General features: G+C 35.9%; 22 protein-coding genes and 1 riboswitch. Of the genes, 7 read left to right on the top strand and 15 right to left on the bottom strand.

The annotated features are described in order from the left end of the window. Nucleotides 1-8 precede the first annotated feature (8 nt). The 4 genes from EGX70_RS04845 to add all read right to left on the bottom strand — a co-directional run bounded on the left by EGX70_RS04845 (nt 9) and on the right by add (nt 3,074). Entirely contained in the window at nt 9-1,205 is a 1,197-nt protein-coding gene (locus tag EGX70_RS04845) for a voltage-gated chloride channel family protein (protein WP_000595708.1), read from the bottom strand. After that, nucleotides 1,198-1,473 carry a chorismate mutase gene (locus tag EGX70_RS04850; RefSeq protein WP_000418127.1) on the bottom strand — a complete coding sequence of 92 codons (276 nt, stop codon included), beginning with the start codon at nt 1,471-1,473 and terminating at the stop codon, nt 1,198-1,200. Before EGX70_RS04850 ends, EGX70_RS04845 begins: the two co-directional genes overlap by 8 nt. A 76-nt stretch (nt 1,474-1,549) precedes the next feature. Beyond that, nucleotides 1,550-1,993, bottom strand: coding sequence for a flavodoxin (locus EGX70_RS04855; protein ID WP_001162136.1), 444 nt, complete (start codon nt 1,991-1,993; stop codon nt 1,550-1,552). Between the two features lie 58 nt (nt 1,994-2,051). Then, a complete protein-coding gene (add, locus tag EGX70_RS04860) occupies nt 2,052-3,074 on the bottom strand; it encodes an adenosine deaminase (RefSeq protein ID WP_000189639.1) in 1,023 nt (340 codons plus the stop codon). A 265-nt stretch (nt 3,075-3,339) separates the two neighbouring features. Here add and EGX70_RS04865 point away from each other — a divergent pair, with 265 nt between their 5' ends. Further along, the gene (locus EGX70_RS04865) at nt 3,340-4,275 is read left to right on the top strand and encodes a bifunctional oligoribonuclease/PAP phosphatase NrnA (RefSeq protein ID WP_000583238.1); all 936 of its coding nucleotides are present in this window, start codon (nt 3,340-3,342) and stop codon (nt 4,273-4,275) included. A 108-nt stretch (nt 4,276-4,383) separates the two neighbouring features. Then, nucleotides 4,384-4,644, top strand: coding sequence for a type B 50S ribosomal protein L31 (locus EGX70_RS04870; protein ID WP_000710757.1), 261 nt, complete (start codon nt 4,384-4,386; stop codon nt 4,642-4,644). 112 nt (nt 4,645-4,756) lie between these two features. On the opposite strand, the gene EGX70_RS04875 is transcribed toward EGX70_RS04870, so the two are convergent. The 5 genes from EGX70_RS04875 to rapZ form a co-directional block, all read right to left on the bottom strand. Further along, entirely contained in the window at nt 4,757-6,277 is a 1,521-nt protein-coding gene (locus EGX70_RS04875; RefSeq protein ID WP_001227406.1) for a zinc ABC transporter substrate-binding protein AdcA, read from the bottom strand. 141 nt (nt 6,278-6,418) lie between these two features. Next, nucleotides 6,419-7,816, bottom strand: a complete 1,398-nt coding sequence (locus EGX70_RS04880; protein ID WP_000752452.1) for a C69 family dipeptidase — start codon at nt 7,814-7,816, stop codon at nt 6,419-6,421. Nucleotides 7,817-7,830: 14 nt separating this feature from the next. Further along, a complete protein-coding gene (gene whiA / locus EGX70_RS04885; protein WP_000011316.1) occupies nt 7,831-8,742 on the bottom strand; it encodes a DNA-binding protein WhiA in 912 nt (303 codons plus the stop codon). Continuing rightward, the gene (locus tag EGX70_RS04890; RefSeq protein WP_123947970.1) at nt 8,739-9,713 is read right to left on the bottom strand and encodes a YvcK family protein; all 975 of its coding nucleotides are present in this window, start codon (nt 9,711-9,713) and stop codon (nt 8,739-8,741) included. Before EGX70_RS04890 ends, whiA begins: the two co-directional genes overlap by 4 nt. After that, nucleotides 9,710-10,600, bottom strand: a complete 891-nt coding sequence (rapZ, locus tag EGX70_RS04895; RefSeq protein WP_001278848.1) for an RNase adapter RapZ — start codon at nt 10,598-10,600, stop codon at nt 9,710-9,712. The genes EGX70_RS04890 and rapZ overlap by 4 nt, the downstream gene beginning before the upstream one ends. A gap of 153 nt (nt 10,601-10,753) precedes the next feature. Here rapZ and EGX70_RS04900 point away from each other — a divergent pair, with 153 nt between their 5' ends. The 3 genes from EGX70_RS04900 (at nt 10,754) to EGX70_RS04915 (ending at nt 12,950) form a co-directional block, all read left to right on the top strand. Then, entirely contained in the window at nt 10,754-11,167 is a 414-nt protein-coding gene (locus tag EGX70_RS04900; protein WP_000965180.1) for an OsmC family protein, read from the top strand. Between the two features lie 57 nt (nt 11,168-11,224). Beyond that, a riboswitch (PreQ1 riboswitch) is annotated at nt 11,225-11,269 on the top strand. A gap of 143 nt (nt 11,270-11,412) precedes the next feature. Further along, nucleotides 11,413-12,396 (top strand): nucleoside hydrolase, encoded by a 984-nt coding sequence (locus EGX70_RS04910; protein WP_001031097.1) that lies wholly within the window; start codon nt 11,413-11,415, stop codon nt 12,394-12,396. Further along, nucleotides 12,393-12,950, top strand: coding sequence for an ECF transporter S component (locus EGX70_RS04915; RefSeq protein ID WP_000167491.1), 558 nt, complete (start codon nt 12,393-12,395; stop codon nt 12,948-12,950). The genes EGX70_RS04910 and EGX70_RS04915 overlap by 4 nt, the downstream gene beginning before the upstream one ends. 39 nt (nt 12,951-12,989) lie before the next feature. Here the strand turns inward: EGX70_RS04915 and asnS are convergent, their stop codons facing one another. The 4 genes from asnS to EGX70_RS04935 form a co-directional block, all read right to left on the bottom strand. Beyond that, the gene (asnS, locus tag EGX70_RS04920) at nt 12,990-14,336 is read right to left on the bottom strand and encodes an asparagine--tRNA ligase (protein WP_000038475.1); all 1,347 of its coding nucleotides are present in this window, start codon (nt 14,334-14,336) and stop codon (nt 12,990-12,992) included. Between the two features lie 20 nt (nt 14,337-14,356). Further along, the gene (locus EGX70_RS04925) at nt 14,357-15,550 is read right to left on the bottom strand and encodes a pyridoxal phosphate-dependent aminotransferase (protein WP_000221826.1); all 1,194 of its coding nucleotides are present in this window, start codon (nt 15,548-15,550) and stop codon (nt 14,357-14,359) included. Nucleotides 15,551-15,635: 85 nt separating this feature from the next. Continuing rightward, nucleotides 15,636-18,101, bottom strand: coding sequence for a bifunctional DnaQ family exonuclease/ATP-dependent helicase (locus EGX70_RS04930; protein WP_000192260.1), 2,466 nt, complete (start codon nt 18,099-18,101; stop codon nt 15,636-15,638). Between the two features lie 149 nt (nt 18,102-18,250). Next, nucleotides 18,251-19,015, bottom strand: coding sequence for a (S)-acetoin forming diacetyl reductase (locus tag EGX70_RS04935; protein ID WP_000048144.1), 765 nt, complete (start codon nt 19,013-19,015; stop codon nt 18,251-18,253). Nucleotides 19,016-19,245: 230 nt separating this feature from the next. On the opposite strand from EGX70_RS04935, the gene EGX70_RS04940 reads away from it, so the two are divergent. Beyond that, nucleotides 19,246-19,881, top strand: a complete 636-nt coding sequence (locus EGX70_RS04940) for an MBL fold metallo-hydrolase (protein ID WP_000708402.1) — start codon at nt 19,246-19,248, stop codon at nt 19,879-19,881. Then, nucleotides 19,878-20,588, top strand: coding sequence for an alpha/beta hydrolase (locus EGX70_RS04945; RefSeq protein ID WP_001022575.1), 711 nt, complete (start codon nt 19,878-19,880; stop codon nt 20,586-20,588). Before EGX70_RS04940 ends, EGX70_RS04945 begins: the two co-directional genes overlap by 4 nt. A 52-nt stretch (nt 20,589-20,640) precedes the next feature. Here EGX70_RS04945 and ftsX read toward each other — a convergent pair whose 3' ends face one another. Both ftsX and ftsE read right to left on the bottom strand, forming a co-directional pair. Further along, on the bottom strand, nt 20,641-21,570 hold the full coding sequence (gene ftsX / locus EGX70_RS04950; protein ID WP_000236202.1) for a permease-like cell division protein FtsX: 930 nt from the start codon (nt 21,568-21,570) through the stop codon (nt 20,641-20,643). Then, a complete protein-coding gene (gene ftsE / locus EGX70_RS04955) occupies nt 21,554-22,246 on the bottom strand; it encodes a cell division ATP-binding protein FtsE (protein ID WP_001173889.1) in 693 nt (230 codons plus the stop codon). Before ftsE ends, ftsX begins: the two co-directional genes overlap by 17 nt. Between the last annotated feature and the right edge of the window lie 15 nt (nt 22,247-22,261).

The following is a 22,261-nucleotide window of genomic DNA, read 5'->3' on the forward strand; positions in this document are numbered from 1 at the left end:
ATCACTAACTATCTAGATTGAGCACCATAAATCGTATGAGCATGTGATATGGAGTAAGCAACAAGACATACAATAACAAAATAAGGAGTGTTGGCAAAGCCAAAGACTTCGCCTCCTATTAAGATAGGACCTAACAGAGTATTCGTTGCACTCCCAAAAACGCTAGTATAGCCTAAAGCAGCAACTAAAATAACTGGCAAACCTAAAATGGGCGCAATAATCACTCCTAAACTTGCTCCGATTGCAAATAAGGGAGTTACTTCTCCTCCCTGATAACCTGCAGCCAAAGTAATAACTGTCAAACACAATTTTAACAACCAATCATAATCATAAAGGTTCTTATTAGTGAAGCTAGCCTCAATTAGATTTGTTCCCAGTCCTGAATATCGTCCAAAATGGAAGATAAACAATAAAAAAGTAGCTAACAATCCAAGTGTGAAAATCCGTTTATATGGGTTTAGCAACCTACTAGAAGCAATTAATTTAGCTTTAGCCAATAAATAAGCAAATAAATTACCACACAGACCAAAACATAGTCCTAAAACCAATAATTTTAGAATAATATCTGGTGTTAACGCCATTGATGTTGCTATACTATGAGAAAATTTTTCTAAACCTAAAGAATGTGAGACGAAATTTGCTGTCAGGGCAGCAATTAAACTTGGTAATACATACGAAACCATTAAACGACCTACTACCAAAACTTCAATCGCAAAAAAAGTAGCAGCTAAAGGAGTCTGAAATAAACCAGCAAAACCTGCTGCCATTCCCATTACTAGGAAAAGTTGAGAAGCGTTTTGTAAACGGCAATATTTTTGAAAGTAGTGTGAAACGGTAGCCCCAATCTGTACAGCAACCCCCTCACGACCTGCACTACCACCAAATAAGTGGGTTAACCAAGTTGTTAATATCACGAGAGGAACAAGACGTTTCGGAATAGTCTCCTCATTACCATGACCTACTTCAAATACCAATCCCATCCCTTTAACACTCTTACCCCCAAATTTTTGATAGACAAAAACTATAAATAAACCAACAATGCTAAGAAAAGGGAGTAGGTAAGCTATATAATCACTTCTAAAGGCTGTCAGGAATAATAGAACACGTCCAAAGACTGCTGTAATAGCCCCAACCACACCACCAATTAGTAAGCTAAAACCTAAAACAAGTACGTACTGAGCATAATTATCAAATCGTTTAATCACCGTCTACAATATTCTCCTTTTGATAAACACGAGATTCTGTCATAATGTCTTTGAAAGTTGCTCGTATCACATCGTCAAATTGATGGTTTTGGACTTTCTTCAATACATTGTTAAGCACTTCGTTTTCACGATTATTATCTAAAACTGGAAGTCGATGTTTCTTTTTAAATGCTATGACCTCTAAAATTAGACCCATTCTAGTTTCTAAAAGGCTTACTAATTGCTGATCTATTTCATCTATTTCTTGACGAATCTCTTCTAATTCCATATCTATATCTCATATTCTAGTTACAAAAGATGGTAAAAAAGTTAAAAAGACGACTCGTGTTCGTCTTTTTGGTAGCTTAGTTAAGTTTAGAAGCAATTTCTTCAGCAAAAGCTTCTAAGTTTTCAATGTCTTCGTCTTCTGCCGCTAAATCAACTTTAACACAATCAGCACCTTTTTGTGCTCCTGTTAATGCGAATTGAGCCTCGAACTCATCAACAGATTTGCAGAAGTAATCATAGAAAGTATCACCTGAACCCACTACGCCGTAAACTTTACCAGATAAATCAACCTCTGCTAAATCTTCATAAAAGTCCACGATTTCATCTGGTAAATCTCCATCACCATATGTATAAGTGGCAACAATTGCAATGTCAGCATCTTCAAAATCTGCAGCATCAACCATCGTACACTCTTCTACTTCAACATCTAGACCCAAGTCACGTAATTTATCAGCAACAATGTCAGCAATTTCTTCAGTATTTCCGGTCATGCTAGCATAAACAATCTTTGCTAAAGCCATATCTTCCTCCACTTGTAAATTACCACTATTCTATCATATTTTTAAAGAATCGTGAAGGTTATTTTAGATAGCTGTCATAGTTTTCTTGTAGCTTATGTAGTAAAGTATCTTTCTCTGAATCACTTGTAAAGGAGGCCTTCACAGCGTTTTGATTGAAAACAAGAAAGTCTTCTATTTTCGTTCCAAAATAAGTTACGAAAAGACTATATTCTTTCGTCAAATTTGTATCGGAAACAGTACGATTATCTGTATTAATTGTAATCTTACCTCCAGCATCATAAAGTTCTTGATAAGGAAAACTTTGAATACTTGAGGCTGCTTTTGTTTGTAAATTGCTAGTTAAACACATCTCTGCTACAGCATCTTCTTCGACAAATCGCTTTATTAAATCCCTCTGTCCTGTTAAAGCTGTCACATGTCCCATACGCTTAATCCCTAAATTTAAACTATCCGCAATATGCTTAGCACAACCACACTCACCTGCATGTAAAGTCATCGGGTAACCTGAGCGTTTTACTTCCTGAATAAGATCTACTAAACTATCTGTTGGATAGGAAAATTCATCACCTGCAAAATCAAAACCTACCAGGCCTTTGGGAGCCAAATCAACAATGTGTTTAATAATGTCCTTGGTCGTTTTATGAGACGATTGGCGCATACCGCAAACAAGGGCGCGTGCAACGATATTAAATTCTTTCTGAGCGTCTGCTAAACCTTCTAAGACTGCAAGGACTGTATCACTTGCAGTTAAACCTTTATCCATAGAGAGTTCTGGCGCAAAACGAATCTCAATATAAATAACATTTTCTAAAGCTGCCTGTCTAGCAACATCATAAGCAGCAAAACGTAATGCTTCCTTCGTTTGAAGAAGCGGTCTGATAAACTCAAACGTTTTAAGGTAATCTACCAAGCTTTCTGTTTGAGCTGGAGCTATAACATATTTTCTTAATTCTTTATCACTACTCGGCAGTATTATATCAGCCATATTAGCCAATTTTCTAATAGCTGGTAAAGAAAGTGAGCCATCTAGATGACAATGCAACTCCGCCTTAGCCAATTCTTTTAATACTGCTTGTGTCATAATTTATCTCCTATTAAAAAGCATTTTTACTATATTAACAAAAGTTAGCTAAAAAGCAATACATTTACAAAATATTATTATAAAAAAGATTATTAGTTAGCAGTATCCGAATTTTATAAAAAAATAACATACCATCATATAAAAATAAACAAACATTGTGACCGCTATCTTAATTTCTTTCCTCAATAAAAGATTTAAGCTATAATATAGTCAACAATATAGCCTTGTTCTTCACTAAAAGACAAAACAGTTAGGTAGGTAAAAAATGATTATTTTTCAACAAATTCTTGATAAAATCAAAGAGTACGACACCATCATTATCCATCGACATATGAGACCAGACCCTGATGCTCTTGGTAGCCAAATCGGCTTAAGGGATATCATCAGGCATAATTTTCCAAAGAAAAAAGTACTTGCTACTGGTTTTGACGAACCCACTCTCGCTTGGATTGCTAAAATGGATCAAGTGACCGACCAAGACTATCAAGGCGCTCTTGTTGTTGTTACAGATACAGCAAATACCCCACGCATTGATGATGAACGTTATAAAAAAGGTGACTTTTTAATTAAAATTGACCATCATCCAAACGATGAAGTCTATGGAGATCTCTCTTATGTAGATACTAACGCCTCTAGTGCAAGTGAAATTGTGACAGACTTTGCTCTTTCTTGTGATTTGTTGTTATCAACAAGTGCAGCAAGAGTTCTATATAATGGTATTGTAGGAGATACAGGACGCTTTTTATATCCTGCTACCACAAGTAAAACACTGAAGATTGCTAGCAAACTTCGTGAATTTGACTTTGATTTTTCTGCAATGGCACGTCAAATGGATTCCTTTCCTTTCAAAATTGCAAAATTACAAGGCTTTATTTTTGAGCAACTTAAAATTGACAAGAACGGCGCTGCATGCGTTACTTTAACACAAGAAGACCTAAAACGCTTCGATGTAACAGATGCAGAGACTGCTGCAATCGTTGGTGTACCTGGAAAAATTGATATTGTAGAAAGTTGGGCAATTTTCGTTGAACAAAGCGATGGGCATTATCGTGTGCGCCTACGTAGTAAGTCACACATCATTAATGAAATAGCTAAACGTCATAATGGTGGCGGACATCCTTTAGCCAGCGGAGCTAATTCTTATAGTTTGGAAGAGAATCAAGCTATTTACCAAGAAATCCAGGAAATACTTTCTTTATAATTTTACTTTTTTTATCAAAACACTTGTCAAGACTATTCTTATTTGATAGAATAGAGTGGTTAATAACTATGACTCAGACGAGTTATGGCAGAAAGGAAATTTTTAAAGATGAAAAAAGACATCCATCCAGATTATCGTCCAGTTGTTTTCTTAGATACAACTACAGGTTACAAATTCCTTAGTGGTTCAACTAAATCAACTAAAGAAACAGTAGAATTCGAAGGTGAAACTTACCCACTTATTCGTGTGGAAATCTCATCAGATTCACATCCATTCTATACAGGACGTCAAAAATTCACTCAAGCAGATGGACGTGTGGACCGTTTCAACAAAAAATATGGTCTCAAAGACGCAAACGCTGCTCAATAAGCATAGCATTAATTTTAAAAGCACTTCTATTAGAAGTGCTTTTTTCTATGTTTGAGCCTATCACGTACAAAGAAAAAAAGATGATATCGTATCCGATATCATCTTTTAAATATTAATGAGACATAAGGTCTTGGGCAACTTCACGTCCAGACATTTTAGCTGGGAAGTATGTTGGCCAGTTTTCCATTTCCTCAAATAATTTTTCTTGGCTTTCTGAACCCCAGAAGATATGGAAGTGTTCAGCTTTATTCGGTTTAATACCATGGTCACTAAATTGGATATATTTGAATTGACCAGCATCTTTTTCTTTAGCTTCAAAGAGATAACGTACTCCACGATTACCTTTTTTATAAGTTAAGATTTTGTAACCTGCATATTTGTATGTAAATGTTTGTGATTTACCATTACGTACAAAGGTCATTTGATGTTTTTTACCATCAATCTTGATTGATTCTACGTCAGTCTTGTAACCTGCTGTATAATATTTTTTGTACTCTGCAGCAGTCATATCTTTTTTAGATTTAGCTTTGTAATCCCAAACTGGATCAAGTGTCCCATCTTGAAGAAGAGGATATACTGATTGCCAATTACCAGAGTAATCTGTCAATTTACGGTCTTTAACATCTTTAGTTTTAAAGTAACCTGTTTCAACTGTTTTAGTTTTATCTTCTTCAGGAGCTACTTCTTTACCTGCAACATCTGTTGTCTTTTTAAGAACTTTCAAATTACGTCTCATAACTGAGAAGTAATCTTCGCCAGCTGCCATTTCTTTTTTAGAAAGTCCTTCAAGTGGACTAAGCACAGCTGTTTTCACGCCAACTTCATCTGCTAAAGTTTTAGCAACTTTATTTGAAGCATTTTCTTCAAAATAAATGTAGTTGATGTTATATTTCTTGATGTATTTAGCTAATTCGCCTAAACGTTTTGATGAAGGTTCTGCATCTGGAGTAAGACCAGCAATTGGAACTTGATTTAAACCGTAATCAAGCGCCATGTAACCAAACGCTGCGTGTTGAGTCACAAAACTCTTTTGTTTAGCATTTGACAAACCATTTTTGTATTCTTTGTCAAGCTCTTTTAATTTTGCAATGTAAGCATCTGCATTTTTGTTAAATGAAGCTGCATCTTTTGGATAAGCTTTGACAAATTTATTACGGATGTTTTCTACAACAGAAATCGCACGTTCTGGAGACAACCATACGTGTGGGTCAAGTTCATGATGATGCCCTTCATGACCATGTCCTTCATGTTCTTCACCTTCTTCTTCGACGCCTTTAGTAAGTAACATATCGCCAGTACCTTTAATAGTTGTTACTTTTTTGGATTTAACTGACTTAGCTACTTTTGGAGCCCAAGTTTCCATGTTATCATCCATGTAAACAAAAGCATTTGAATCTTGGATGGCAGCGATGTTTTTAGTTGATGGTTCAAAATCATGCGGTTCTGTACCTGCTTTAATTAACATAGATACATCAGCTTTATCACCAACGACATTTTTTGTAAACTCATAAACTGGGTAAAAAGTTGTTACCACTTTAAGTTTACTATCAGCCCAAACTTGTTTAACTTGAACAAGTTGCCAAGCTGCAAACATAGCTACAAAGCTCATCAATAAAAGAAATTTCTTTCTCATTTTTTCTCCTTTTTATTTAACCCGTTATTTACCGGTTAATATTTTACTAGTAAAGTATAGCACGATATTTTTTTTTTGCAAGTTTTATATACTTATGCAAGCGTTTTTATCTTAAAAAACCCGGAAAATATTCCGAGTTTTTTAATCTCCCATTGAAAAGCGATTTGTCATTAAATTACTTGCATCAAATAGAATACGATTTAACAATTCTTGGCTTTCTTTTTGGATATAGTCACTCATTTCTTGATTTTTCTGTTGAAAATCAATCTCTTTATTCTCAGCAACTTCTCTATCAACACCGTTAATATGTGCATGTCCTTGAGCCATCGTTCTCTCGATATAGCTTTCAATATCAGCTTCATGTTGATAAAAGTGTGGATCTGCTAGAGCTGCAATTAAACGATTGGTCCAATAAAAATTATCTGTTGAAGCATCCTTGGTTGTATTCGAAAAATAGTTTGGTACAGTCTCAACTTGTGTAAACAACGGCACCATGGTTGCAAATGGCATAGAGCCATAAGATAACCATTGAACACCTGTCGTTTCAAGTGATTTATTTGGTCGTAATTGTAGAATAGACGTTTGACTAGTTCGGTTGATACCAATTGAACGAAAAGCTCTCCTACTTACCGCATCCCCTTCTGGTCCATATGGGTCATACACACTGTCTTGATAATGATCACTCAACACATATTTAATATCCTCAACAGTAATTTTTCGGTAAGGCTTTTGACACCAGGGAATAAACAAGCTACGTGGATCCTGTTCAATTTCAGGATTTAAAAAACGCTGCATTGCCCAACTTCTTGGTGTGTTGTAATGACGATCTTTATCACGTTGGCTACCAAAAGCATATCGAGGATTGAAATGCTCATTAGAATAGGTCAAATCTAAATGGTATTGTTCGATAAACTCTTTCAAATCACTAGAGCACATGTAGTCATCACAGTTATTAAATTCAAAATGATCAATTCCTAGTTGGTTAGGATTAGTAACATAAACATCATCAGGTACGCGACGAGCAATCCAATGATGCCCACCAATTGTTTCTAACCACCATATTTCTTCGGTATCTGAAAAAGCAATACCATTTGATTCATAGGTTCCATATTTTTCCAAAATAGCACCTAAACGCTCCACACCTTCTCGCGCTGACTGAATATAGGGAAGCACTAAAGTGAGTATATCCTCTTCCCCTATACCATCTGAAACCAAAGGATCTGCACCCAAAACGCGGGAATTCGTTGTAATAGTTTCTGTAGCACTCATCGCTACATTTTTACTGTTAATACCGGCTTCACCCCATATACCATCTTTTCCCAATGCGTCCGGTACTGAAGTATAAGGAAGTGGGTTATCTGGTAAATCTACTTCAAAATTTGATAAAACTGATTTGTAATGACGCGGTTGATCTTTAGATGTCATTACCTTTAATTTTTTGGGTGTGAAATCGCCATTAACAGAGTCTTCCGTTCTAGCGATCATAGTCGAACCATCATAAGAAGCCTTTTTACCAACCAATATTGTTGTACAAGCCATGTGAATATCTCCTTCTATAATTCATCTGCAATTTTATTTATTTTCCGTAAGCGATGGTTAACGCCACTCTTACTCAGAGGCGTTTCTAAACTGTCTGCTATTTGTTGAATAGAGTAATCTGGATGAGCCACACGCACCTGAGCTACTTGTCTTAAATCACTAGGCAGTGCATCAAAACCAATAGTATCCATAATCTTGATAATATTATTGATAGTCTTCATACTAGCTGTGATTGTTCTAGCAATATTAGCTGTTTCAACGTTGTTAGCACGATTAATATCATTACGTGTCTCACGTATCATTTTAATCTCTTCAAAAGCATCTCTAGCTTCCATGGCATCAATGACTATCAAGAAATCCATAATATCTTCTGCTTTTTGCAAATAAGTTACTGCTCCATGTTTATGTTCAATAACCTTTGCATCTAACATAAATTTTTTCATAAGATTAGCTAAGTCTTGTGCATGGTCTAGATAAACAGAAAAAATTTCTAGTTGATATTTCCCAGAATCAGGTTCTCTAACAGTACCCGTTGATAAGAATGCTCCCCTGAGATAAGCTCTTCCATTTTCATCATTGTCCAATATAGAGTGTTCAATACCAGTTTCAATACCAAAAAAAGCATCAGCCAACTTCAAATCAGCAAGAATAACATCAACTTTTTCTTCAATAAAAACAGTATACACACGATTCTTTCGTAAGTTCGTTTTTTGATGGTATTTGATTTCTGGCTGCAAATGATAATGTTCTTCTAGCATGCTATAAATATGACGAGCAATTTTAGCATTTTCTGTAGTAATAGAAAGGTTAAGGCCGTGGTTAGCTAATCCTAAACTACCTGACATTTTGATAATAGCTGACAGTTCCATCTTATTTTCACTCTTATGACCTAGCAGCTCTTCTTTGACTTTTACTGTAAAACTCATAAATGTGTTCCTACTAAATTCATTAGTTCCTCAACAACGAAGTCACCATGATGGAAGGCTCCACCTTTTTCTAATTTTAAAAAGTTAGACGAGATGACACGTCTGGCATGTTTTCTAAGCCCTGAAAAATCATGTTCAACCTGTACCAAATACTCATCAAAATGATTGTTTTCCATATAAGACTCTGGCACTTTTTCAATATTAACCAAAACTGTATCGATAGCATCTTGTCCTAAATGACGTTTCAATACTTCAACGTGGTCTGCGTCTGTAAAATGCTCAGTTTCACCACGTTGTGTCATAATATTGCATACATAAGCTACCTCTGCCCGAGTTTCTAAAAGAGCTTGTTTAATTTCTGGAATAACTAGGTTAGGTAAAATAGAGGTGAAAAGTGACCCTGGCCCCAACACAATCATATCACTTTCTAAAATTGCATCAACAACTTTGCGGCTGGCCGTAGGAGTCTCTTCATTATAAGTATTAGTGACATACACATGGTCAATCATGCCTTTATAATCGGCTATTTGACTCTCTCCAACCACTTCATGGCCATCTTTAAAAACAGCATGCAGAGTGAGCGGATGTTCACTAGATGGATATATCTTTCCTGTTGTATGAAAGAACTGTGTTAAACTCTGCATAGCGTTATAAGTTGAACCTTGCATTTCAGCAACACCAGCAATAATAAGATTTCCTAAAGGATGACCTGCAAAATCCCCATCACCTTCTGCAAAACGATATTGGAAAATTTGTTCGTAAAACTTCGGCATATCACTCAAGGCAACCAAAACATTTCTTAGATCTCCTGGTGGTGTTAGTTGCATAACTGAGCGCAACTCACCTGACGAACCACCATCATCTGCAACCGTGACAACCGCTGTAATCTCAACATCTTCTAAGCGAAGACTTTTCCAAATAACTGGAATTCCCGTTCCTCCGCCGATAACGGTTATTTTAGGTTTTCTCATGAACGATTTACCGTCTCCTTACGCTTATTTTTATCACGATGGCTTTCATTAACTGTCCAATCTGCTTTTAAATCTTCTGATAATCTATGAGCAAAAGCGGTGCTACGATGTTGCCCACCTGTACATCCGATTGCCACAGTCAAAACAGATTTCCCTTCATTTTGATAGCCTGGTAAGATTGGCTTTATTAAGGCAAGAAGATGGTCATAAAAATCATCTGATTCATCAAAACTCATGACATAGTCATAAACCTCAGTATCTAAACCTGTCTTATCTCTTAATTCTGGTTTATAGTATGGATTTGGTAAAAAACGCACATCGAATACTAAATCCGCATCCAAAGGTATACCATATTTAAAACCAAAACTCATAACTTCGATACGAAAAGAACTTTGACTATCTTGATTTGAGAATTCTTTAGAAATGACCTTACGTAGTTGTCTTGGTGTTAATTCACTAGTGTCCACAACGTTCTGACTCATACTTTTAAGCGGTGCTAATAGTTCTCTCTCTAGAGAAATACCATCTAACACTCTGCCGTCGGCAGCAAGAGGGTGGCTACGACGTGTCTCTTTATATCGTGACACTAGCTCGGTGTCAGTAGCATCTAAAAATAGAATCTTAAAGTTAATATTATCATTAATTTCAAGGCTATCCAAAATAGAGTTAATTTCTCTAAAGAAAAGACGACTACGCATGTCAACTACCATAGCAATCTTGCTTGTATCTCCTGATTGTGCTGCTAATTCTAAAAACTTAGGCACTAGAGTAGGCGGCATATTATCTATTGTAAAATATCCTAAATCTTCAAATGACTGAATAGCCACTGTCTTTCCTGCCCCACTCATACCTGTTACAATCACAAGTTTGATTTGTTCGTCTGACATTACGATTACCTCTTTCTCTTATGTTTTATGCCATTATACCACAAATGGCTAGCAATTAGGATTTTACTTCAGAGGAAAAGAAACTCATTCTAAATAGTAAAATCTTGTCGGAATGCTCCCAAATTTGGTAAACTAGACCCAAAGGAGTTTATTATGCTTTATGAAGTAACCTCATCAAACACTCAAGGCGTTGATGGAAAAGTTTATCTCTCCAATGGAAAAATTGTGGAGACCAATCACCCTTTAAATCATTTACCAGGATTTAATCCTGAGGAATTAATTGCTTTAGCATGGTCAACATGTTTAAATGCAACTATAAAAGCTATTTTAGAACAAAAAGGATTCAAAGACCTAAAATCTCGCGTTGATGTTACTTGCCAGCTCATGAAGGAAAAGCAAGTAGGTAAGGGATTTTATTTCCAAGTTAACGCTGTTGCTAGTATTGAAAAACTGTCATTATCTGATAGTAAGCTAATCGTTAACAAAGCACACAGCAGATGTCCGATTTCAAAATTAATTTCAAATGCTAAAACAATCAATCTAGACACTGTTAAATGGTCAGTTTGAATCTTTACAAGTTAGTGCTTTCATATTATAATAAAACACGTGCATAATCGAGTATTTCTCGGACTGGTTCGAAAACTTCCCAGAATAAAAAACTAAGTGACTGAAAATATGATTGAATTTAGAAAACTAAATTCATTTTTTCGTGTGATCTTGGTAACTGCCAAGATCTTTTTTATTGCCATGACTATTGTTAATAGTTTCATAAAAGCATAGAACATTCACTAATATTAAAAGAAAGGAGACAAATGAATAAAGAAAAAATTATTATCGATTGCGATCCCGGTATTGATGATACCTTAGCACTGATGTATGCTATTCAGCATCCTAAGTTAGAAGTTGTTGCTATTACTATAACAGCAGGCAATTCGCCTGTTGAGCTAGGACTAAAGAATACCTTTGTAACGCTTGAATTACTAAACCGTCACGACATTCCAGTTTATGTTGGTGATAACTTGCCTTTACAACGTGAATTTGTATCTGCTCAGGATACTCATGGAATGGATGGCCTTGGAGAGAATAACTTTACATTGGCGCAACCAATTATCTTTCAAGAAGAATCAGCAGATTGTTTTTTAGCAAACTATTTTGAACACAAAAATGATACTTCTATTATAGCTCTCGGACCTCTGACCAATATCGCTCGAGCCTTACAAACTAATCCCAAATTAGGCAAACATTGCAAGCGATTTATTAGCATGGGAGGAAGTTTTAAATCACATGGCAATTGTTCTCCAGTTGCTGAATACAACTATTGGTGTGATCCTCATGCTGCACAATATGTATTTGAAAACCTTGACAAAAAAATAGAGATGGTTGGACTAGACATCACACGTCATATTGTATTAACCCCCAATCATTTATCTTATATGGAGCGTATTAATCCAGACGTATCAAGTTTTATCCAAAAAATCACAAAGTTCTACTTCGATTTTCACTGGCAATATGAGCATATTATTGGATGTGTGATAAATGATCCTTTAGCTATTGCTTACTTTGTTAATGAAAATATCGCTACTGGTTTTGATAGCTATACCGATGTTGCTTGTCACGGAATCGCCATGGGACAAACAATTGTAGATCAGTATCATTTTTATAAAAAAGATGCTAACAGTAAGATTTTAACCTCAGTCAATACTAATTTATTTTGGAATGATTTTATGACCGTCCTATTACATGCACAAAATTCAGTCATCATTGAAGACTTAGAAATGTTAGGACTTAACAAATGACAAAATCACCTGCTCGTTTAATTTCATTTATCTCAATCGCTATCGCCATCAACCTTGTTGGGGCTAATTTAGCTCTATTTTTACGCCTACCTATCTATCTAGATACTATAGGTACATTGTTAATAGCAGTTATCCTGGGACCATGGTACGCTGCCAGCACTGCTTTTCTCAGTGCACTCATCAATTGGATGACTACTGATATTTTTTCACTTTATTATTCACCAGTCGCCATCGTGGTTGCTATCATTACGGGTATCTTGATTAAAAGGAATTGTAAACCCTCTAGCCTATTGTGGAAATCACTGATTATTTCTTTACCAGGAACTATTATTGCTTCAGTTATAACAGTTATCCTTTTTAAAGGAATTACCTCTAGTGGCTCAAGTATTATAGCACAATTCTTACATGGAATTGGATTAGACATGACAAGTAGTTTGATACTTGTTCAAGTTGGAACAGATTATATGGATCGACTAATCAGTCTTATCCTTGTCTTTTCGACAATCACATTGTTAAAAAAACATAGTCCCAATTTAATTAACCAACGATTCTAAAGACCATAATAAAAAAGCGCACTAGCTAGCGCTTTTTTATTATGGTTTGATACGATGTAACATACGTGGGAATGGAATAGCTTCGCGAATATGTTTGGTACCAGCAACAAAAGTTACCATACGTTCAATACCTATACCAAAACCGCCATGAGGAACAGAGCCGTATTTACGAAGGTCAAGGTAAAAGTCGTATTCTGATTTATCCATACCTAGTTCATCCATTTTAGCCACAAGAGCATCGTAGTCGTCTTCACGCATTGAGCCGCCAATGATCTCTCCATAACCTTCTGGAGCTAGAAGATCAGCACAAAGAACGCGTTCTGGATTTCCAGGAACTGGTTTCATATAAAATGCTTTAAAGCTTGCTGGGTAATTCACTACAAATGTCGGCACTCCAAAGTAATTAGAAATCCAAGTTTCATGTGGTGAACCAAAGTCATCACCATGCTCTAAATGTTCATAATCTGTATCTTCATCTGCTTCATGCTCTTGAAGAAGTGTAATAGCATCATCATAAGAAACACGCTTGAATGGCTCTGCGATATAACGTTTGAGAGCCTCAACATCACGTTCTAAAATATCAAGTGCTTGAGGCGCACGATTTAGAACGCCTTGGATCAATGCTTTAACATAAGCTTCTTGGAGGTCAAGTGATTCCTCATGTGACAAGAAAGAATACTCAGCATCCATCATCCAAAATTCTGTTAAATGGCGACGTGTTTTAGATTTTTCAGCACGAAAGACTGGACCAAAGTCGAAAACTCGGCCTAGAGCCATTGCTCCAGCTTCAAGGTATAATTGACCAGATTGGCTAAGAAATGCTGGTTTCCCAAAATAGTCTGTTTCAAATAACTCTGTTGAATCTTCTGCTGCATTTTCTGATAAAATTGGGCTATCAAATTTGATAAAACCATTTTGGTCAAAGAATTCATAAGTTGAATAAATAATAGCGTTACGAATTTGCATAACAGCCATTTGTTTACGAGAACGCAACCAAAGATGACGGTTGTCCATCAAGAAGTCTGTCCCATGCTCTTTAGGAGTTATAGGATATTCATGTGACTCTCCAATGACTTCAAGGTCAGTAATATCAAGCTCATAGCCAAATTTTGAACGTTCATCCTCTTTAACAATCCCTGTTACATAAACAGATGTTTCTTGGTTGAGACGTTTAATAACGTCAAATTTTTCAAGACCTGATTCTTCACCATATTTTTCAATGAAGTTTGGTTTAAAAGCGACACCTTGGAAAAAGGCAGAACCATCGCGCAACTGTACAAACGCAATCTTACCTTTACCTGATTTGTTAGCAACCCAAGCACCAATAGTAACTTCTTGACCAACATAATCTTTAACATCAACAATTGAAATAAGTTTTTTTGACATAAGTTTCTCTCTATTTTTATTTAATTAATTTCATTACTTCCCATAAAGACATGCAGTCTACGAACAGCTTCTTTAAGGGTTTCAAGATCTGTAGCATAACTCAGACGAACATTTTCCGGCGCTCCAAAACCAGCACCCGTTACTAAAGCAAGTCCAACTTCTTCAAGAATGGCATCCGTGAATGCTGTAACATCCGTATATCCTTTCATTTCCATTGCTTTTGTAACATTTGGGAAAAGATAAAAAGCACCTTGTGGTTTAACAACCTCAAACCCAGGGACCTGACACAACAATGGATAAATGATATTAAGGCGTTCTTCAAATGCTAGCCTCATTTTTTCAAATGACTCTTGAGAACCATTTAAAGCCTCAATAGTAGCATACTGTGAGACAGCCGTAAGGTTAGAAGTTGTTTGACTGACTACTTTAGACATTGCCGCTATAATATCATGATTACCCACTGCAAAACCAACACGCCAACCTGTCATCGCATAAGTCTTAGAAACTCCATTTATGACTATCGTTTGGTTTCGAATAGACTCTGAAAGGCTTGAAATAGGGGTAAAAATATTGCCATTGTAAACCAATCGACCGTAAATATCATCTGCTAAAATTAGGATATCATGTTCGACTGCCCAATTTCCAATAGCCTCCAACTCCTCAGCTTTATAAATCATACCTGTAGGATTTGATGGACTATTAAGAAGTATGACTTTTGTCTTATCAGTCCTAACAGCTTCTAACTGTTCCACAGTTACTTTGAAGTGATTAACTTCTTTTGCTGTGACAAAAACTGGCTTACCTTCAGCCATCTTAATCTGATCAGCATAAGATACCCAATAAGGAGTCGGAATAATTACTTCATCACCGGGATTCAGTACTGTCATAAAGAAAGTATAAAGGATAAACTTAGCACCAGTTCCCACAACCACCTGATTAGGTTTAAGGGAGTAGCCATAAAAACGTTCAAAATACGCATTAATTGCTGACTTCAACTCCGGCAAACCACTTGATGGTGTGTAAAAACTTGCACGTCCATCTGTTATAGCCTCAATAGCCGCTTGCTGAATGTTTTTAGGAGTAGCAAAGTCAGGCTCCCCTAAAGTTAAACTAAGAATATCTCTTCCTTGTACTCTGAGTTCTCTTGCTTTAGCTCCCGCAGCTAAAGTAACACTCTCTTCCATATTGAGTACACGTTCTGACAAATAGGTCATTACTCCTCCTTTTATCAACGTACTACTATTATTTAATCTTGAGTCGCACTGTCAAAATCTTATTTTTAGACAATGATCTTTACCATTATATCAAAAATTTAGCCATTTCAGTCAAGACCTTGTTAATTTTTTCCTTAGAAATTTCAAAATCTCTACCAAGAGAATGCATGATGGTTTGTCCATAAGATTTAATAACCAATCTGCTATCCAAAATAATTACCGCTGACTTTTGTTCTTCTCTCCTTGTAGTACGTCCCAAGGCCTGTTTTAATTTTAAGACAGTCATTGGTAAAGAATAGTCATAAAAGAAGTTTTTCCCCTCTTTTGTTAAACTCTGCGATAGTTTCTGGATAAAATAGTCTTTGGGATTATCAAAAGGCAATCGCGTGATAACTTCAATAAGACGATCACGATGTACAAAGTCAACACCTTCCCAAAAAGATCCTGTACCTAAAAGAAGATTGCTTTCTCCACGATCAAAACGTTTTTTAACGTTATAAGCTAAGCCATTTTTATCTTGAGTAAGATGTTTTATCTCCCACTTATCCAAATAATCAGATACCATAAACATTGTCTGTTTAGAAGTTAATAAGACTAAGGTAGGCTGCTTTAACGTCATTATATCTTGTAAACGCTTGGCTATTTCGTAAGCATACTGTTCCGGTGATAAATCAAGTATATTGGGCATAGAGGTATCAATCCATACTTTCTGATTGGCATTTTTCTCATGCGCTATCTTTTCTGTACTTATACTTGAAAATCCTCCTAAAAGATCTGACAAGTAGACTTTGGGACTGATTTGTAAAGTCGCTGATATCATATAGGTCTTTTTTGTGGGGGGGAGGAACTTTGAAAATTTAAGAAAATCTTCTCTCGCCCCACGTAAAATGGTTAAACGCTTCTCATTGACTTTGTCAGTTTCAAACCAATAGTTAGTATAAGTAGCTGTGAAAAAAGTTTGTAACTCATCTAATCCTACTACTTCTAAAGCGTTTATACTATTTTTTAGACGTTTCAACCAGGTCTCTGAAAATTCAAAAGAATTATGACGATAAAAAAGTTCTACTGCATGACTTAGCTCATAAGAGATACTTTCCAGAAGGCGCTTTTGTAATAATGGAATAGAACTATCAATTATTTTTTGAATAACCTGCAATTGGTGACTAATATCAAGTTGCCCACGAGAAAAATTTTCCAGTCCCAAAACAAGTTTCTGAGCTTCATCAAAAACTAAAACCTTCCCCTTTGCAAAATCTTTGTCATCCTGAACACGCTCAAGAAAATAAGCATGATTGATAATAACAAGTTGACTTTGTGCAACTTTATCATAACTGCGTTTCCAAAAATCCAGATCATAAAAAAGTGATGATTGAGTCACTTCTCCATCGTGTTTTAGCTGGTCAAAGTAAGATTCTAATCGTTGTTTTTGTTTAATTTCATCCAAATCACCTGTAGTCGTTTCCGTCAACCACACTAGCAGTTGCATTTTAAAACGATTTATCAATCGATTTCGATCCTGCACTTGGAGGCTCTTATAAAACGCATCTAACTTCAAGTAATTTCTCGGTCCTTTGATACTGTGACAGGGAATATGAAAAAGTTCTTGAATGTGCTTTATTTCTTTAGCCATTATTTGATCTTGCAAAATCTTTGTTGGAACAGATACTATTATTTGTTGTTTTTGAGACTGATCCAATAAAGGCAAGAGATAACCATATGTTTTACCAAGTCCTGGTTGAGCTTCTAAAAACGTTGTTGTTTGATCATTAAAATGCGCTTTAACCAAGTCAGCAAAAACAACTTGCTTAGGGCGAGCATCCATACCTAACAAAGCCATGTTAACTTGAAAATCACTAGATAATTTCTTAGGCTTTCCAACAGCTTTTTCCTTTTTTAAGACCAATCCTTGCCAGAAATAATATTCTTTAGGATTAACGAAATCAGCTTCTTGATAAGCTTCTTCAATCAATAAATAGGATTCGAACAAAAGATTATCAGCAAATGTTAAAATGGTCTCCAACACTTCTTTAGGTAAACTACTAATTTTAGCTTTTAACTTAATGAATAACTGTGCTGTAGCTCTTGCATCTGCAATAGCAGTGTGCGCATCTGTTAATTCAATATTTAAGCTTTCTGCTAATGCCCCTAAAGAATATTTTTCTAAACAGGGATAAAATACTTGTGATAATTCTACTGTATCTATCCTTGGTGTACGTAACTCGCAGCCTTCTAAAAATAGTTGCTCAGCCAATAAATTTGCATCGAACTTTACATTGTGGGCAACAAAAATACAATCTTCAATCAATTGATAAATGTGATGCGCCACTTGACCAAAATCCGGAGCTTTAGCCAACTGCTTATCCGTAATACCTGTCAAATGAACAATATGCTCATCCAAAGATTCATGAGGATTAACATCTGTTTCATAACTATCAATAATTTTATTTCCTTGGATAATAACAATCCCAACCTGAATAATAGAAGCATTGGGACCTGCTCCAGTAGCCTCCAAGTCAACTACTGCATATTTTCTAAGTTTTTTCTGGGTCATAGTAAGTCTATTATAGCACGCTATATCTATAAAACAAAACATGACTATACCTCAAAGATGCCATCACTCCAATAACCAAGATAAGATAATTTTTTAAGAAATATAAAAAACACTGTGAGTGAAACTCACAGTGTTAGCATTAATCATTTTTAATGGAATACCATACCCCCATCGACAACTATTGTTTGTCCAGTGATATAATTTGAATCATCTCCCGCTAAGAAGCCTACTGCATTAGCAACATCTTCTGGTTCAGACAAGCGTTTCAAAGTGATATCTTTGGCAAACTGCTCCATACCCCATTCATCATCTTTGCCTGCATTCTTACCAACTTCATGGGCAATATCAAACATCATAGGTGTTTTAACAATACCTGGTGCGTAAGCATTGACTGTGATTCCTTCTGATGCTAAATCTTTTGCCAAAGTCTGTGTAATACCACGAACTGCAAATTTTGTACCACCATAAACAGTCAAATTAGGATTCCCTTCACATCCTGCTTGTGAAGTTGCATTTATAATTTTTCCGCCATGACCTAATTCTCTAAAATGTTTCTGAGCTGCTTGGCTTCCCCAAATAGTTCCTCCGACATTGATTGCAAAAGCCTTTTCAAACTGCTCTTCAGTAATAGTGTCAAGAGGAGTTGTTGGGGCAACACCTGCATTGTTAACAACAACATTCAAATCACCAAAAGTATCTACAACTTTTTGGAAAGCATCAAAAACTTGATCACGTTTTGAAACATCTGCTACAACTGCAACAGCATCCTCAGGTGATAGTTTATCAACCGCAGCCTGAGCAGTCTCTTCATTATAGTCTAAAACGCCTATTTTAAAGCCGTCTGCATGAAGACGTTTCGCAATAGCAAATCCAATTCCTTGACCAGCACCAGTAACAATAGCAACTTTTGACATATCTTCCACCTCATATTCTTTAGTCAACCAATTAGGTTGCTCTCAAAAAGTCAGTGTTCTTAAACTAAGTTCAGCTTTAGGCTTGGCTTATTGATTACTTTTATGATACACCTTTATGAAAACGGTGTCAAGAAATTGCTGTGAGATCCCATATTTTATGAAACTAGTTGCCATTTATTTTCCGCCACTCTTTTTTTAACAAAGTCTTGATTTTTTGGTACACTATCATTATGAAAATCTATAAAACAATAAACCACATTGCTGGTGAAAATACTTATTACCTCGTTAATGATCAAGCTGTTATCCTCATTGATCCAGGGAGCAATGGCCAAGAAATTATTGCTAAAATTAAATCCTTTGAAAAACCTTTAGTGGCTATCCTCTTAACTCATACTCACTATGATCATATTTTTAGTTTAGATTTGGTCAGAGATACTTTTGATAATCCACCTGTTTATGTTTCAGAAAAAGAAGCCGCTTGGCTATCTTCCCCAGATGATAATTTATCTGGGTTAGGCCGTCATGATGATATCATTAATGTTATAGCAAGACCGGCAGAGAACTTTTTTAAATTAAAGCAACCCTATCAACTAAATGGTTTTGAATTCACAGTTTTACCAACACCTGGTCATTCTTGGGGAGGAGTCTCGTTTGTTTTCCACTCAGATGAATTAGTCGTTACTGGCGATGCTCTATTTCGTGAAACTATCGGTCGTACTGACTTACCTACCAGTAACTTTGAGGACCTCATTACTGGTATTCGTCAAGAACTATTCACCTTACCTAGTCATTATAGTGTTCACCCAGGCCATGGCATGAATACAACTATTGGCCACGAAAAAAACTTTAATCCTTTCTTCCAATGAACATAAAACGTCACTCTATTTTTCTTTGGTTAACAACAAGTATCCTTGCTATTTTAATGGCCGTCGGGATGACCATTTACTTCAATACTTACCAAGCCTCCCCATTAGCTAGGAGAATTGCTAAAACCGCTACAAACCATAAGAACTACCTTCTTTTTAGAAGCAAGGGTAAGGTAAAAGCAAATATTATTTTCTATCAAGGGGCTCTTGTGGAAGAAGAAGCTTATTCTCAACTTGCTAGAGATTTAGCTGACAAAGGGTATAATACCTATATTTTGAAGACACCTTTAAATTTGCCAGTTTTATCGCCTCATAAAGCTAAAACAATTATTAATCAGAACCACTTAACTAATGTTTACCTTGCTGGACATTCTTTAGGAGGAGTTGTTGCTAGCCAAAATGCCAAAGTAGCCCCTGTTAGAGGGCTCATATTATTAGCTTCCTACCCTTCACGTAAATCCGACCTATCTCATAAAAAGTTAAGAGTACTCTCCATTACAGCAAGTAATGATCATATTTTAAACTGGGAAAAATATGAGGAAGCTAAAAAACGCCTCCCAAATTCAAGTACTTTTCGAACTATTGTCGGAGGAAACCATAGCCGATTTGGTAACTACGGACATCAAAAAGGGGATGGTAAAGCTACCCTTTCTCACAAATCATCTGAAAAACAATTGGCTACGTTTATTTCGAATTTTATCCACTAACATGATATCTACAATTAATAAAAAGAGATGAAATAGATTTCATCTCTTTTTATTAAATCTTAAGGTAACGTCTCATTGATAGGACAGACCCAAGTGAGCCAATAATAATACCAATAATCACCATACCACCAATAATTGCTGGAACCATAATATCCATAGGATACAATGAAACATGGCTTGTCTCAAATTTTGGATTAAACTTGTTAAACACAAATTGATAACCAAAATAGAAAATCAGCGATGGAACGATAGCCCCTAAAATCCCTACCCAAGCACCTTCAAAAAAGAACGGTCCTCGAATATAAGAATTTTTAGCGCCAACTAATCTCATGATTTCAATATCTGTACGGCGTGACATAATCGACATACGAATAGTATTTGAAATCAAAAAGATAGCAAGGACAATTAATAAGGCAACACCACCAAATCCCCATATACGGATGTTATCTGTGAGATTAGATAGTTTTGTTGAATCAATAGGTTCTTTAGTATAATCAACACCTTCAATGCGTCCAATTGCTTCACTGACACTCTTAGAAACTTTTGCAGAACTTGTCCCAACTACGTAAACATCTAACAAAGCATCTTTATAGGTATCATCAATAACATCTGAACCATACTCTTTTTGAACTTCTTTTAATTGTTCAGCTTTACTTGAATAAGTGACTTTCTCTACACCAGAAATACGTTTAATTTTGTCGTAAACTTTATGATAATCAGGATTATCTTTTAGCTTTCCGTCCTTATCTTTGACTTGTTTTTGAGCATCCGTTGAGTCAACATTTAAAAAGGCACTGATAGTAAAATTACCTGAAACATCAGTTGTTAACTTTTCAACATTCAGTAAAACTGATGAAAACAAGCCTACAAGAAGTAAGGTTATGGTAACTGATGTTACAGAAGCAAAAGTCATCCAAAAGTTACGTTTCAAGTTTTTAAGCGATTCCCAGAAATGTCTAAAGAAATTAATCATGATAACCATATTCTCCCTTCTCTTCATCTCGGATAACGCTACCTGCTTCAATCTCAATGACACGATGACGAAGTGTGTTAACAATTTGACTATTGTGTGTTGCCATCAAAACAGTCGTTCCTTGAAGGTTAATACGTTCCAATAGATGCATGATTTCCCAAGCAATTTCTGGATCCAAATTACCAGTAGGTTCATCTGCAATTAATAATTTTGGATTATTAACAATCGCACGTGCAATTGCCACACGTTGTTGTTCTCCACCAGATAACTGTGTTGGAAAAGAACGCATCTTGTGTTTTAAACCTACTAATTCTAGAACTTCTGGCACGCGTTTTTTAATATGACGGCGCTTAGCTCCAATAACTTGCATCGCAAACGCAACATTCTCATAAACTGTTTTTGTTGGTAGTAATTTATAATCTTGGAAGACAACTCCAATACTACGACGTAAAATAGGAATTTGACGACGTTTGAGTTTATTGAGATTGAATTCCCCTACCTTTAATCTACCTGAACTTAATTTTTCTTCACGGTATAGGAGGCGAATCAAGCTAGATTTACCAGCACCTGACGGACCAACTAAATACACAAACTCACCTTGCTGAATTGATAAATTTAAGTTTCTCAAGGCAGTTGTTGAACGGCGATACTTTTTAGTAACACCAGACATTTCTATTAGTGCCATGTTTCTCCTTCATTA

It is taken from the genome of Streptococcus sp. FDAARGOS_522 (assembly GCF_003812445.1).
Classification (GTDB): Bacteria; Bacillota; Bacilli; order Lactobacillales; family Streptococcaceae; genus Streptococcus; species Streptococcus agalactiae.